The 13,218-nt window shown below is 68.2% G+C and carries 12 protein-coding genes and 1 riboswitch; of the genes, 6 read left to right on the forward strand and 6 right to left on the reverse strand.

Annotated features, from left to right (window positions below):
* From QN345_RS09015 to QN345_RS09025, 3 genes are all read left to right on the forward strand, one after another.
* Positions 1–879 (forward strand): sterol carrier protein domain-containing protein (locus QN345_RS09015; RefSeq protein ID WP_323508586.1); only part of this gene is annotated, 879 nt, incomplete at its 5' end.
* 103 nt (positions 880–982) lie between these two features.
* The gene (locus QN345_RS09020) at positions 983–1,870 is read left to right on the forward strand and encodes a DsbA family protein (RefSeq protein ID WP_322188504.1); all 888 of its coding nucleotides are present in this window, start codon (positions 983–985) and stop codon (positions 1,868–1,870) included.
* Between the two features lie 10 nt (positions 1,871–1,880).
* Entirely contained in the window at positions 1,881–2,240 is a 360-nt protein-coding gene (locus QN345_RS09025) for a CHY zinc finger protein (RefSeq protein ID WP_322188506.1), read from the forward strand.
* Here QN345_RS09025 and QN345_RS09030 read toward each other — a convergent pair.
* On the reverse strand, positions 2,185–4,347 hold the full coding sequence (locus QN345_RS09030) for a HelD family protein (protein WP_323508587.1): 2,163 nt from the start codon (positions 4,345–4,347) through the stop codon (positions 2,185–2,187). The two genes, QN345_RS09025 and QN345_RS09030, sit on opposite strands and share 56 nt — an antisense overlap.
* Before the next feature lie 120 nt (positions 4,348–4,467).
* Positions 4,468–4,541: riboswitch (cyclic di-GMP riboswitch) on the forward strand.
* A gap of 19 nt (positions 4,542–4,560) precedes the next feature.
* On the opposite strand from QN345_RS09030, the gene QN345_RS09035 reads away from it, so the two are divergent.
* Positions 4,561–6,903 (forward strand): putative bifunctional diguanylate cyclase/phosphodiesterase, encoded by a 2,343-nt coding sequence (locus QN345_RS09035; protein WP_134446807.1) that lies wholly within the window; start codon positions 4,561–4,563, stop codon positions 6,901–6,903.
* A 117-nt stretch (positions 6,904–7,020) separates the two neighbouring features.
* Here QN345_RS09035 and QN345_RS09040 read toward each other — a convergent pair whose 3' ends face one another.
* From QN345_RS09040 to QN345_RS09050, 3 genes are read right to left on the reverse strand one after another with little or no spacing between them, the layout of a single operon-like run.
* Positions 7,021–7,794, reverse strand: a complete 774-nt coding sequence (locus QN345_RS09040; RefSeq protein WP_134446805.1) for an ATP-binding cassette domain-containing protein — start codon at positions 7,792–7,794, stop codon at positions 7,021–7,023.
* The gene (locus tag QN345_RS09045; protein WP_323508588.1) at positions 7,794–8,858 is read right to left on the reverse strand and encodes an ABC transporter permease; all 1,065 of its coding nucleotides are present in this window, start codon (positions 8,856–8,858) and stop codon (positions 7,794–7,796) included. Before QN345_RS09045 ends, QN345_RS09040 begins: the two co-directional genes overlap by 1 nt.
* A gap of 42 nt (positions 8,859–8,900) precedes the next feature.
* A complete protein-coding gene (locus QN345_RS09050; protein ID WP_134446801.1) occupies positions 8,901–9,911 on the reverse strand; it encodes a substrate-binding domain-containing protein in 1,011 nt (336 codons plus the stop codon).
* 146 nt (positions 9,912–10,057) lie between these two features.
* Between QN345_RS09050 and QN345_RS09055 the strand changes: the two genes are divergently transcribed.
* A complete protein-coding gene (locus QN345_RS09055; RefSeq protein ID WP_134446799.1) occupies positions 10,058–11,140 on the forward strand; it encodes a LacI family DNA-binding transcriptional regulator in 1,083 nt (360 codons plus the stop codon).
* A 7-nt stretch (positions 11,141–11,147) separates the two neighbouring features.
* Here QN345_RS09055 and QN345_RS09060 read toward each other — a convergent pair whose 3' ends face one another.
* Positions 11,148–11,624: a universal stress protein gene (locus tag QN345_RS09060; RefSeq protein WP_134446797.1), complete on the reverse strand. Its 477-nt coding sequence runs from the start codon at positions 11,622–11,624 to the stop codon at positions 11,148–11,150.
* Positions 11,625–11,781: 157 nt separating this feature from the next.
* Between QN345_RS09060 and QN345_RS09065 the strand changes: the two genes are divergently transcribed.
* Positions 11,782–12,666: a hypothetical protein gene (locus tag QN345_RS09065; protein WP_134446795.1), complete on the forward strand. Its 885-nt coding sequence runs from the start codon at positions 11,782–11,784 to the stop codon at positions 12,664–12,666.
* Positions 12,667–12,680: 14 nt separating this feature from the next.
* Here the strand turns inward: QN345_RS09065 and QN345_RS09070 are convergent.
* Positions 12,681–13,218: MarR family winged helix-turn-helix transcriptional regulator (locus QN345_RS09070; protein WP_323508589.1), on the reverse strand; the 538-nt coding region annotated here is incomplete at its 5' end.

The raw sequence follows: 13,218 nt of genomic DNA on the forward strand, positions 1-13,218 counted from the left end.
AGGTGCGGCAGGACGCGACGCCCGCCGGCCCCGGCAGCCCCGACGGACATGGGGCGGCTGCACTTCGTCTCCCCCGAATCACTGCGCCACGACGCCCCGGCGATCTTCGAAGCCGCCAGAAGGCGCGGCGCCGGTGACGTCGACCGTCGCGACAGCCTCTGGGACCAGATCCTCGGACTCACGACCCCCGCGTTGGCCGAGCCGTCCGAGGCGGCAGCCCCGACCCCGACGACCGCCGCCACCCCGACGCGGCAGACGGTGCGCTTCGACGACCCGACCGGCCGACCGAAGGGATTCGCGGTCTACAGCGTCACGCTCGAGGGCGACGCCTACCCTGGTCGGCTCGACGTCGTCGACCTGGTCGCGGCGACCGACGCGGCATACACAGCACTCTGGCGCTTCCTGCTCGACCTCGACCTCATCGGAGAGGTCTCCGCCCCGCTCCGGAGTACCGCGGAGCCCCTCGTCTGGCAGCTCGAGAACCCGCGGGCCGTGCGCGCCTCCGCCGAACGCGACCACCTCTGGCTGCGCCTCCTCGACGTGCCTGCCGCACTCGAGCACCGCCGATACGCCGCACCCGGCGTCTTCCTCCTCGATGTCTCCGACGACCTCGGCATCGCAGGGGGCGAGTTCCTGCTCACTGTCTCTCCAGACGGTGCCGGCTCGGCGCATCCGCTCGCCGCGGGCGAGGCCACCCCGGCGGGAGCGGCCCACCTCAGCCTCTCGGTCGCCGCCCTCTCCGCCCTGTACCTGGGCGGCCCGAGCGCCGTCGTGCTGAGCCGCGCCGGCAGGGTCACCGAGCACACGGAGGATGCCGCGACGCAGGTCGACGCCGCATTCCGCTCAGGGCAGCCGCCGCACCTCAGCACCTGGTTCTAACCCTCCTCACAGCTGGCTCCCAGCCCGATGGCACGGGGCGTGGAGGTGGACGGCCTAACCTAGATTCGATAAGTCACTCGCGACGAAACGGTGTACAGGGTCTATGAACAGCAACCTCCCCGGCAAAGGCACGCCCCCGAAGAAGGACCGCCGCGATGCGGCACGGGAGAGCGCCCGCTTGATGCGTGAAGCCCAGCAGAAGAAGGACAAGCGAAACAAGCTGTTCCTGCGAGGCGGCATCGGTGCCGGACTGGTTGCGATCGCCGTCGTCGTCGCCCTCGTCATCGTGAACAGCAACGGCCCCGCGGCCGCCGGCCCGCTGAACATGGCCAGCGATGGGGTCCTGCTCACCGGCGACGGAACGACCATCACCGCCGTCCCGACGGCCGCCCTCGCCGCGGACGCCACGCCGGTCGCGACCGACCAGACCAAGCTCACGAGCACTGCGAACATCGTCGTCTACGCCGATTACCTGTGCCCCTATTGCGGCCAGTTCGAGACCACCAACGGCACCGCGATCAACTCCTGGGTCAGCGCGGGCAACGCGACGCTCGAGTACCACCCGATCTCCATCCTCGACGCCAACTCGGCCGGGACGAAGTACTCGACCCGGGCAGCGAACGCCGCCGTGTGCGTGGCCAACTACCAGCCCGCCGCATTCCCGGCCGTCAACGCCGCCCTGTTCGCCCAGCAACCCGCTGAGAGCACCGCCGGCCTGACGGATCAGGAACTTGTGAGCCTGGTCACGACCGCGGGAGCCACGGACGCCGGCATCACGAAGTGCATCACTGACGGTGCCTTCAAGTCCTGGGTCGGCAATGCGACCAAGCGCGCCCTCGCCGGCCCGCTGCCCAACTCGACGACCCTCACCAAGGTCGCCGGAACCCCGACCGTGCTCGTCAACGGCGTCGCCTACACCGGCTCCCTGACCGACGCGACGGTGTTCTCCACCTTCGTCCAGGACCAGGTCACCGCAGCCGCCAAGAAGTAGGCGGCCGCTGGTGCAGCCACCGGGCCGAAAACAGCTGGGCACGACCGACCTCGAGGTGTTCGGCGAGACCGTCGACGACGAGACGCGGTGCGTTCACTACAACACGGCGGCGGATGTCGTCGCGATCCGGTTCTACTGCTGCCGCCGGTTCTACCCCTGCCACCTCTGCCACGCCGCCGCGGCCGATCATGCCGCGCGGCAGTGGCCGGTCGAGCTCTGGGCGGAGCAGGCGATCCTCTGCGGAGCCTGCCTCCGCACCCTGAGCATCACCGACTACCGTGCCGCGACACGCTGCCCGCACTGCGCGGCGCCCTTCAACGACGGATGCCGGGCGCACGCCCACCTCTACTTCGAGGCTCCCAGCCCCTGACCCCGTTCTCCATCTGAAGTGTCGCAGATCGACGTTCCCGAGGCCCGACGAGTGCGATCTCCCTGCCGAGCCCGAGGGCGCCGAGACCGACCTTGTCCCCGAACTCCGCCGAGAGCTCCGCCCCGACGGCTTCAAGCGCCGCATCGGCAGCGATCACGGCGAGGGTGCCGCCCGCACGCAGCGCGCGCTCGCGGTGAACCGCTGCCGCGACATCCGCTTCGACGGTTATCGGCCACTCACTCGCGCGAACCGCCCGCGAGGGCGTCACCGGCAGCCCGTGCGCGATCGCCATCTCCTCGGCCGCGGTCGCGATCTGGCGGGGTGTGCGATAGTTCACGGTCAGTTCCTCGAGGCGCCAGCGCCCGGCCTCGAGGGAGGCGTCGAGGATGGGCGCGAGGGCCTCCTTCCAGCTGCCCGATGCCGAGGCGGATGCGGCCTGCGCGATATCGCCGACGACCGTGAACGACCGGCGCGGCCCCCGGCGCAGCAGCAGCCGCCACTGCATCGGCGAGAGTTCCTGCGCCTCGTCGACGACGACGTGGCCGTATGTCCAGGTGCGGTCGACGGCCGCACGCTCGGCGGTCGTGGCCCGGTCGCCGAGCTCGGCGAAGTTGTCTGCCAGGGCGCGCGCGTTGACGAGACCCTTCACGTCCATGTTCGCGATTGCGAGTTCGGCATTCTCGATGTCGCGTTTGCGCTGTTCCTTCTGCTCGCGCTTCTGGGCGGCGTCGACGACGTTGTACTCGCCGAGGTGCTCGGCCGCCTCATCGAGCAGCGGGATATCGGCGATCGTGAACTCGGCGTCCCTGGCCCGGTGCAGGAGCGCCCTCTGCTCCGCACTCCAGCCCGGGGTGAGCTCGGCGAGCCATTGCGGGCGTGCGTAGAGATCCTGCACGAGCTTCTCGGGGGTGAGCGGCAGCCACGCGGTGTTGAGCGCGACGCGCACGTCCTGGGCGAGCCGCAGGTCTTCGCGCAGCATCGGCAGGTCGGACTCGTCCATCGAGGCGCCGCCCTGCTGCAGCTGGCGCAGCCAGTCGCGCGCGAGCGCGCCGATCGCGGTCTTCACGAAGGTGACCCTCGCGAGGTTGTGCGGCTTGCCGCCCTCGCGCGCCTTGGCGATCGCGTTCGCCACGAGCTGCGGGGCCAGGGTGATCTTGTCGCCGTTGACCTCGAGCTGACGGGTCCCCACCGGGATCCGCTGCCGGGAGCGCACCGCATGGGCGATGAGCGCGGCCATGAAAGCCTGGCCCTTGAGCGCCGCGACGGCGGGGACGTCCTCGCGGGTCGCCTCGACGCCCGGGTACAGCTGTCCAACGCTTGAGAGAACCACCCCGGTCTCGCCGAGCGACGGCAGCACCGCCTCGATGTACTGCAGGAACGAGCGGGACGGCCCCACGATGAGCACCCCGTTGTGCTTCAGGCGATCGCGATGCGTGTAGAGCAGGTACGCCGCACGGTGCAGCGCGACGGCGGTCTTCCCCGTGCCCGGCCCGCCCTGGACGACGAGCACTCCGGCGAGGTCAGAGCGGATGATCCGGTCCTGTTCCGCCTGGATGGTCGCGACGATGTCGGGCATGTGCCCGGTGCGCTGGGCGGTCAGCGCGGAGAGCAACGCTCCCTCCCCCTGATGTTCTGAGGGTTCTCCGCCGAGGCGTTCGGCGTCGAGGATCTCGTCCTCGATCCGGATGATGGTCCGCCCCCTGGACTGCAGGTGGCGCCTGGCCCTGGCTCCCAGCGGGGTCGCGGCCGTCGCCTGGTAGAACGCGCTCGCCTGCGGCACCCGCCAGTCGAGCAGCATCGGCTGCAAGTCTTCGTCGCGCAGCCCGACCCTGCCGATGTAGCGGAACACGGAGTCGCCGCTCGCGTCGTCCGCGGCCAGTTCGAGCCGGCCGAACGCCAGCCGGTCGTCGATCTCCCGCAACTGCACGATCCGGTCCTCGTAGAGGCGCGCAAAGGTGTCCCGCTCGGAGCGGGTCTGATGATTTCCGCCGACGTCGAGCAACCGCACCGCCGTCAGCTGGTCCTCGGCCTCCCGTTGCAGCGCGTCCAGACGCGCGTACAGCGTTGCCACGTAGTTCTGTTCCCGTTCAAGCTCCAGGTCGACCACCGAAACACCCCTCAAATCCGACATTCGAGTTTACCCGACACGGATGGGTGCTCCTTCCGGCCAGGCCCCCCGAACGCGGAGGCTAGGCTGGCCCTGTGTGAAAACGCTTCAAATATTGCGGTCTCATACAGGCACACCCGTCGAAAGGCGGGGTCGCAAAGGCACGGGACCTTCGGGTTCGCCGGCCTACACACTGACAGGACCCGGCCTCGCATGACCGCGATACAACAACATCACTTCTTCACCGCGCTGTGGAATCCGTTCCGCCGCCCGGATTGCATGACGGAGGGCACCCGGTGGCTCTTCACGTGGTTCGCGGTGGCCTCAGTTCTGCTCACCGTTCCGATCATCGTCGCCTCGGACACCAACGGAGTTCTCCTGGTCGCGCTCACGGCCGCGGTCGCCCTGATCGCCTCGTGGTGTTCCGCGTTCATCCTCAGAAGGATTCCGCTCGCACTCGACCTGATCGACTTCGTCGCGTTCGTGGCGCTCGCACTGACACTGCCCGACCCGATGATCGTCCTCGGGGTCATGTTCGGGGCCATCTGGTTGCGCGGACTCTACGGTTCCACGGCGAGGTCATTCATCCGCTGCTCGCTGTATTCGCTTGCACTCGTCATCACGGTCGTGCTGTGGGTTCCGGTCAACGGGTCCGCAGCGATGACGCCACCGGTGGTGGTGCTCGGCACTATTCCGACCCTGTTCCTCACCGTCGTGATCGTGCGGCAACTGAGCATGGTGCTGGTCTCCCGCGAACAGTCGATGCGACGCGACCGTGAGCTTTCGGCGACTGGAACCCTGCTCCTCGGAGTCATCGACGAGGCGGATATCTTGGTCATCGGCTGGGCTGCGACGCAGGAACTCTGCCTCGCCACCCCCGGACTGCGCGTCCTGCGGGTCATGCGCGACGGCCCTGTCCTGCGCGTCGACGGCGCGACCGGCCAGTTCGACTCGCTGCCTGCGCAACTGCCCGGCACCGTCATCACGTCTGCCTCCAATGGAAAAGACGCCAGCGCGACCGACGTCGACTCCCTCCCACTCGATGCAGCCGTCGGCACCCCCCTGGCGTGGGCCTGCCTCGCCTCGAATGCCCAGGCGAATACGTGGATTCTTGTGGGAGCCCCCGGCACGATCCCGGCGGAGGCCCTCGTTTCGGTCCGGGCGCTCTCCAACCAGGTCTCGCTCGCCCTCCGCAACAGTACGGTCCAGGGGGAGCTCACGGTCCAGGTCAGTTCGGACCCGCTTACCGGTCTCAACAACCGTGCGTCGTTCATGGCCAAGCTCACCGCGATCCTGGGCACGGTAGACGATGCCAGCGGCGTCCACATCTTCTTCCTCGATCTCGACGATTTCAAGGACGTCAACGACCTTCTCGGACACCGGGCCGGAAACGAACTCCTCATCGAGGTCGCCGAGCGGATGCGGTCAAACACCGGGAGCAATGCCATCTGCGCCAGGCTCGGTGGCGACGAGTTCGCCATCATCCTGGCCGGCAAGAGTGATTCCGATGCCCTCTGCATCGCCACAGCCCTGGGCAGGTCGATCGCCGAACCGGTGACCCTCGAGCGGAACACCGCGCAGGTCGGCGTCAGCATCGGCATCGCCACAGCAGCAGCAGGGATCGACATCGAGGATCTGGTGCACCAGGCGGACGTGGCGATGTACGCGGCGAAGGCCAATGGCAAGAACCGCGTCCAGGTCTTCGAGCCTGGCCTCCTCCGCGTGGACAATCCCAGGGTCACCTTCGAATGGCAGCTCGCGGCCGCGGCGGCCGCCGACGAGCTCGTCGTGCACTACCAGCCCATCCTCGATCTCCCCGGGCTGCAGTGCACCGCCGTCGAGGCCCTCGTCCGCTGGCAACACCCGGAACGCGGCCTGCTCTTCCCCGGTGACTTCATCGACATCGCCGAGCGGACCGGAGCGATCATCGGTATCGGCGCTTTCGTGATGCGACGCGCCTGCCTCGACGCCGCGGCATGGCGGACGGCCAATCCTGGAGCGCCGATGGCCGTGCACGTGAACGTTTCGGCCCACGAGCTCGACCGCGAGGGGTTCGTCGACTCGATCATCGGCTGCCTGGCCGACACCGGGACCCTCGCGAAGGATCTCATCATCGAACTCACCGAGACCGTCGTACTGGACTCCCCCGCCGCGATCGGTCGCCTCCGCGCGATCGGAGCGCTCGGCGTCGGGATCGCAATCGACGACTTCGGCACGGGCTATGCCTCCCTGACGTCATTGCGCGCGCTCCCCGTCGACATCGTGAAGATCGACATGAGTTTCGTCGCCGGCGCGGTGTCCAATCCCTTCGACCGCTCCGTCATCGAGGCGATCGTTCGGCTGTGCGCCCAGCTCGGCGTCGCGACGGTCGCAGAGGGCGTTGAGCGGCTTGACCAGCAACGTCTCCTCGAGGCCCTCGGCACGGGTGGGGTGCAGGGCTACCTCTATTCGCGTCCCCTGTCCGCCGCAGACCTGACCGCCTGGCTGGAGGCCAATCGCGCCGCAGCGGGCGGGGCGGAAACGGATGTCGGGGGTTTGCTCCGCACGAGCGTCTGAGACCAGCGCGCACGGTCTCAGGACACGAAGACGGCCCCCGGGCGGAGCACTGCGAGTGTCTGCAGTGCGCCGCCAGGGGGCTGCTTCGTTTGCTTCCCGGAGCGTCCGACCGGCGGGTCAGTCGCCCTCGACCCTGACCGTCTGGATGGTTCCGGTGAGCACACCGATCAGGCGATCCCCGTCGAATTCCGAGGTGGGGGCATCCATGACGATCTTGCCGAGCCGCAGCACGACGACCCGGTCGGTGACCTCGAGCACATGAGGCAGGGTGTGCGAGATGAAGATCACGCCGAGCCCCTTCGCCTTCGCGGCCTTGATGACATGCAGCACCTCGCCGGCCTGCCGTGCACCGAGGTGGTTGGTCGGCTCGTCGAGGATGATCACACGGCGCGCCCACGCCACGGCGCGGCCGATCGCCACGGCCTGGCGCTGACCGCCGGAAAGCTGGGACACCGGGCGGTCGGATGCCGGAACGGCGATCCCGACGCGCTCGAGGTCCTCGTGGGCGTCGTGCTCCATCTCCTTGCGGGCCAGGAAGCCCATCGTGCCGAAGATTCCCTTGACGGTCTTCTCCCGGCCGAGGAACACGTTCTGCGACACCGTCAGGTGCGGGGCGAGCCCCGAGTCCTGGTAGAGGGTTTCGACGCCGGCCTCGAGCGCCTCCCGGGGCGAACCCCAGGTGCGCTCGACGCCGTCGAGGTAGATCTTCCCGCCGTTGGGCTGGTGAGCCCCCGAGAGGACCTTGACGAGCGTCGACTTGCCCGCGCCGTTGTCGCCGACCAGGCCGAGCACCTCGCCGGCGTGCAGCTTGAGGCTCGCACCATCGAGGGCGACGACCGACCCGTAGCGCTTGGAGACGTTCTTGACTTCGTAGATCACTTCGCCGGTCATTATTTTCTTCCGTTCTTGCTCTGCAGCGTCTGCGCAGCGACGGCCGCGGCGATCAGGATGGCCACGACGACCTTCTTCCAGTCGGGTGCGACGCCGACCATGATCAGGCCGGACTGCACCGTGAAGAGGATGAGCGCACCGAGCACGGTGCCCCAGATCCGGCCGATGCCCCCCATCAGGGATGCGCCGCCGATGACGACCGCGGCGATGGCGTCGAGTTCACGCCCCGTTCCCGATGACGGCGAGCCGGCACCGAGGCGCAGGTAGACGTACATCCCGGCGAGGCCCGCCAGGGCCCCGGAGAGCGCGTAGACCAACGTCAGGTGTCGTTCGACGTTGATGCCCGCGCCGCGGGCAGCGAAGGTGTTCGAGCCGATCGCGTAGGTGTAGAGGCCGAACCGCGCCTTGTGCAGGAACAGGCCGGCGATGGTCACCCCGACGATCACGACGATCAAGGCCCACGACAACGGGTTCACCTTCGGGTCCATCGCGGCGATGAGGTCGAAGTTGTTGGCCGAGCCGATGGGCTGCCCGCTCGAGATGATCACGGAGAGCCCGAGGGCGGCCCCCATCGTCGACAGGGTCGCGATGAACGGGACGATCCGGAGCTTGTTGATCAGGAAGGCGTTGGTCAGGCCCACGAGGAGCCCCACTCCCACCGACACCAGGGTGCCGATGAGGAGCGGGCCCGACGCGTCCGCGCCGGACACCGTCTGGTCGACCTTGAGGACGTTCGCCATCGTCCAGGCCGACACGACTCCGCTGAGACCGATGACGGCCCCGACCGAGAGGTCGATTCCACCGCTGATCACGACGAAGGTCTGGCCAACTGCAATCAGGACGACCGATCCCCAGTCTGTGAGGATGTTGCTGGCGGTCAGTGCGGAGAAGAACTTGGGCTCCAGCACCGAGAAGACGACGACGAGGAGGACCATCACGCCGATCAGGATGGTGCTCTGGTTCGACGCGAGGGTGCTGATCCGCGCCGTGAGAGCGAGCGGAACCGGCTTCTGTTCCGCCGGAACGCCCGGTTTCCGCGCAGTGGTTTGATTGCTGTTGGTCATGATGACTCCCTGGCTCTTTTCGTGAAGTACGGGAAGCGTCAGTTACTTGACGTAGGTGTACTTGGCGAAGTCAGCGTCAGAGGTCTTGGAGTCGAGGACGACGTTGGGGATGACGACCTCGTGCTCGGTCGCCGTCTTGCCGGTGTTGATGAATTCGACGAGGGTCTTGATGGCCAGGCGAGCCTCGGCGGCCGGGTCCTGGGCGACGAGGGCAGTGAAGATGCCCGACTTGATCTTGGCGACGTTGTCCGGGTATGCGTCGTAGCCGACGAGGCCGATCTTGCCGCTGAGGCCCTTCGACTCGAGCGCGGCGGCCGCGCCGGAGGCGTTCGTGCCGTCGATCGCGAAGATGCCGTTCAGGTCCGGGTACTTGGTCAGCCAGTTGCTCACGTTCGTGGCAGCCGTCTCCGGGTTGGACTCGGAGTAGGCGACGTCGACGATTTCCACGCCGGGGTACTTCGCGGCGACCTGGGCCTTGAAGCCGTCGAGGCGGCTCACGTTGGTCGTGGCGGTGGCACTGGTGAGTCCGACGACGACCTTGTACGAGCCGCCGGACTTGTAGCCGATCTGGGTCGCGAGCGCGTCGGCGGCCTTGGAACCGCCGTCGGCGTTGTCGCCGGTGATGAAGCTGACGACGTCCTTGAGGTCGGAGACGTGGGTGTCGACGTTGACGACGGGGATGCCGGCCGCTGTGGCCTTGGCAACCGAGGCCTGCAGGGCCTTCGGGTCGGTCGGGATGAGCACGAGGCCGGTGGGCTGCTGGGCGAGCACGGCGTCGACGATCGGGATCTGCGTTTCGGCGGAGTACTTGGCCGGGTCGCCCTGCCAGATGAGCTTGACGCCCTGGGCCTTGGCCTCCTCCTCGGCGCCGACCTTCATGGCCTGGAAGAACGGGTCGGACTCTGCGCCCATCACGAAGGCGATGGTGATGTCCTTCTTTTCGGTCGCCGTGGTCGCGCTTCCCGTGCTCGCGGTTGTCGAGCACGCGGCCAATGACATGGCGAATGCGGCTACGACGCCGACGGTGGTGATCGCTCGGAACGAACGCTTCATGGAGGTCTCCTTTGACACATAGGTGCACTGCAATTGCGACTGCACACGCCGTTTGCGAGATCGTTCTCGCAAACTTGTATAAGATTGCAGCACACAGCACCGCGGCGCAAGCCTGTTCGGTAACGTTTCGATTACGAGGATTGTTCATGGTTGAACGACGAAGTCACGCTCCGACGATCATCGACGTCGCAGAGCACGCCGGCGTCTCCCGCGCCACCGCCTCCCGGGCCCTCTCCGGGTATGGGCGCACGTCCGCAGCCACCGTGGAACGCGTCCGTCGCGCAGCAGACGAGATCGGCTACCGCCCCAATGAACTCGCCAGGGCCATGCGCGCCGGGTCGACCAGCACGATCGGACTCGTGGTCATCGCAGACTTCACGAACGCATTCTTCGACCGCGCCACCAAGTCCATCGTCGATGCCGCGCGAAAACGCGGGTACCAGGTCCTGATCAGCAACACCGACGAGGACCCGGACGTAGAGCGAGGGGCCATCGAAACCCTGCTCGAGAAGCAGGTCGACGGCCTCATCGTGTTCCCCTCCGCAATCGGCCACAGCGAGCACCTCGAGGCCGGAAACCTGGGCGGACGCCCGCTCGTGCTCGCCGACCGTCGCCTGGACGATCTCGGCGTCACCACGGTCACGACTGACGACTTCACCGGCACGCGGGAGGCGGTCCGCAATGCCGTCGGCCTCGGGCACGCCCGGCTCGGCTTCCTGATCACGGCCGCGAACATCGCAGGCCAGACCACCGCACGGCCCCCCGCACTGATCTCGAGCGTCAGGGACCGTGCCGATGGTTTCGCCGCCGGAGCGGCCGACGCGGGCATCCCTCCCGAAGACCAGGTCTGGCATTTCAGCGAAGACGTCCCCGAGTCATCGGAGGCCGCGGTCGCAGAGATGCTCGACCTGGCCTCCCCACCCACGGTCATCTTCACCTCCAACAACGACATGGCGCTGTCCGTGCTCAAGGTCGCGGGTTCGCGGGGGCTCGCGATCGGACGCGAAGTGTCTCTGGTCACGGTCGACGACAGCCCGTGGGCGGCATACATGGTCCCGGGGATCACCGTCGTCGCGCGCCCGGTCGAGCAACTCGGAGAGCTCGCCGTCGAACGGCTCGTGGCCGAGATCGAGTCACCGGGTCAGCCGGTCGAGGACATCCAACTCCCGACGGAACTCATCCCCCGGGCGTCGGTCGCCGACCTCAGGAGCCCCGCGGCCGGACGCTAGGGGCCGCTCAGGCCGGTACGCCGGGCCGCACCACGAGCACAGGGCAGTCCGCGTGTCGCACACACTGTTCACTGACCGACCCGAGCAGCATCCCGGCGAGGCCGCCGCGCCCGCGGGAGCCGACCACCAGCATCCGTGCGCCGCGGGAAACGCTGATCAGGCAGCTGAGCGGCGTCGCGTACGCCGCCCGGTACTCGACGGGCACTCCCGGATGCTGCGCCGCGATCGGCCCGGCATCGGCCTCGAGCTTCTCCCGTACCGCGCCGGCGTAGTCGGTGAGGGGCGAAACGTAGCCGAACTTCCAGTCGGCCGGGCGTGGAGCGGTGTCGATCGACCAGGCCCGGACGACGACGACGGATGCGCCGAGCGGCCCGGCGAGGTCGAGGGCGACCGCGAGCGCATGGTTCGCATAGTCGGAGCCGTCGTGCCCGACGACGATACTGCCGGTGGGAGCTGGAGACTGGTCTGCATCGATGCCTGACATGCTCCCACGCTACTCCCGGCAAAGGGGGCGCGACGGAAAACACCCCCGACCGCGAGAAGAACCGTCGCGGCCACCCCGCACCGTCAGCCCCGCGTCAGCCCTGGCGCTGGCACCTCTCCGGCCCCGATCGTTTGCCGGGCCCGGTTAGGGTGGAGTCATGCCTCTCCGCGCCTCCCAGCGACGAATCCTCATCGCCGTCGCGACGGTCGCCGCGATCGTGGCCGGCGGCTTCCTCGTGCGCTCGGTCGTCGTGCCGCGGACGGCGCCCTCCGATCCCGCCGTCTTCGACGCCGGCGCCCTGATCAGTGACTACAACTTCTTCAACCCCAATGCGATGACGACCGACGAGGTGCAGTCCTTCCTGGAAGGCCGGAACTGTGTGCGACGCGACGAGTCGCCGTGCCTCTGGGAGTACCGCGAGTCGACCGTGTCCGAACCCGCGCAGGGCCCCGGACACTGCGCTGCGTACGCGGGCGAGCCGAACGAGCGTGCGAGCACGATCATCGAGAAGGTCGCCGAGGCCTGCACGATCAGCCCGCGGGTTCTCCTCGTGCTGCTGCAGAAGGAACAGTCCCTGCTGACCCGGCCCAGCGCATCCGGATACCTGCGGGCGACGGGCTACGGCTGCCCGGATACCGCCGACTGCGCCGCGGAGTACTTCGGCTTCTTCAACCAGGTCTACCGGGCCGCGTGGCAGTTCCGGCAGTACACCCAGGAGCCCGAACGCGCCTACAAGGTCGGCGCGGTCAGCGTCGCGTACAACCCAGACGCCGCGTGCGGCGCGGCTACGGTTCAGATCCGTAACCAGGCCACGGCGAACCTGTACAACTACACCCCGTACCAGCCGGATGCCGCGGCACTCGCCGACACGAACGGCGACGGCGGCGGATGCTCGACGCACGGAAACCTGAATTTCTGGCTGTTCTACAACACCTGGTTCGGATCCTCGCTGAGTGAACCGTACCCCTCCGTGTTCGCGTCCTGCCTCAATCTCGTCGGCGGGCAGCCGTGCCCCCGCACCGAGCTGATCCCGACGGCGTGAGCGGCGCCGGGAGGTCAATCCCCCGCAGCGGCAGCGCCGCGGGAACGCCGGAACGCCGACCGCTTCGGACGTGACCGCAGCTGCGCGCGCACGTCGCCGAGGATCTCGGTGACGGTCGCGAGTTCCTCCGGCCCGATGCGGTCGAAGAGCATCTCACGCACGAGCGTGACGTAACCAGGTCCGCCGGCGGCGAGTGCCGCCCGGCCCGCTGCGGTGATGTGCGCGATGACGGAACGTTCGTCGCCGGGTGACGGGCGTCGCTCCACGAGCCCGAGGGCCTCGAGCCGGGCGACCTGGTAGGTGAGCCCGCTGCGGGACACCGTCAGCGCGTCCGCGATGTCGGTCATCCGCAACCGCCCCTCTGGCGCTTCGAGGAGCCGGAGCAGGATCTCGAACTGGGCGAGGGTCAGGCCCACGGCATCCCGCAACTGGCGGTCTGCGGCGAACTGCACGATGTTCGCGGTCTCGACGATGGCCGCCCAGGCGGCGACGCCGTCGTCCGTCAAGGTCGTCGACTCCGCAAACATCATCACGGACCCGGCCTGGTTCACA

The sequence above is a fragment of the Cryobacterium sp. 10I1 genome, from assembly GCF_035019805.1.
Taxonomy (GTDB): domain Bacteria; phylum Actinomycetota; class Actinomycetes; order Actinomycetales; family Microbacteriaceae; genus Cryobacterium; species Cryobacterium glucosi.

Excerpts from the sequence above, each read along its gene's own strand:
- QN345_RS09040 (WP_134446805.1), bottom strand. The coding sequence starts at position 7,794 with ATGACCGGCGAAGTGATCTACGAAGTCAAGAACGTCTCCAAGCGCTAC.
- QN345_RS09060 (WP_134446797.1), bottom strand. The coding sequence starts at position 11,624 with ATGTCAGGCATCGATGCAGACCAGTCTCCAGCTCCCACCGGCAGTATC.
- QN345_RS09035 (WP_134446807.1), top strand. The coding sequence starts at position 4,561 with ATGACCGCGATACAACAACATCACTTCTTCACCGCGCTGTGGAATCCG.
- QN345_RS09065 (WP_134446795.1), top strand. The coding sequence starts at position 11,782 with ATGCCTCTCCGCGCCTCCCAGCGACGAATCCTCATCGCCGTCGCGACG.
- QN345_RS09020 (WP_322188504.1), top strand. The coding sequence starts at position 983 with ATGAACAGCAACCTCCCCGGCAAAGGCACGCCCCCGAAGAAGGACCGC.
- QN345_RS09045 (WP_323508588.1), bottom strand. The coding sequence starts at position 8,858 with ATGACCAACAGCAATCAAACCACTGCGCGGAAACCGGGCGTTCCGGCG.
- QN345_RS09050 (WP_134446801.1), bottom strand. The coding sequence starts at position 9,911 with ATGAAGCGTTCGTTCCGAGCGATCACCACCGTCGGCGTCGTAGCCGCA.
- QN345_RS09055 (WP_134446799.1), top strand. The coding sequence starts at position 10,058 with ATGGTTGAACGACGAAGTCACGCTCCGACGATCATCGACGTCGCAGAG.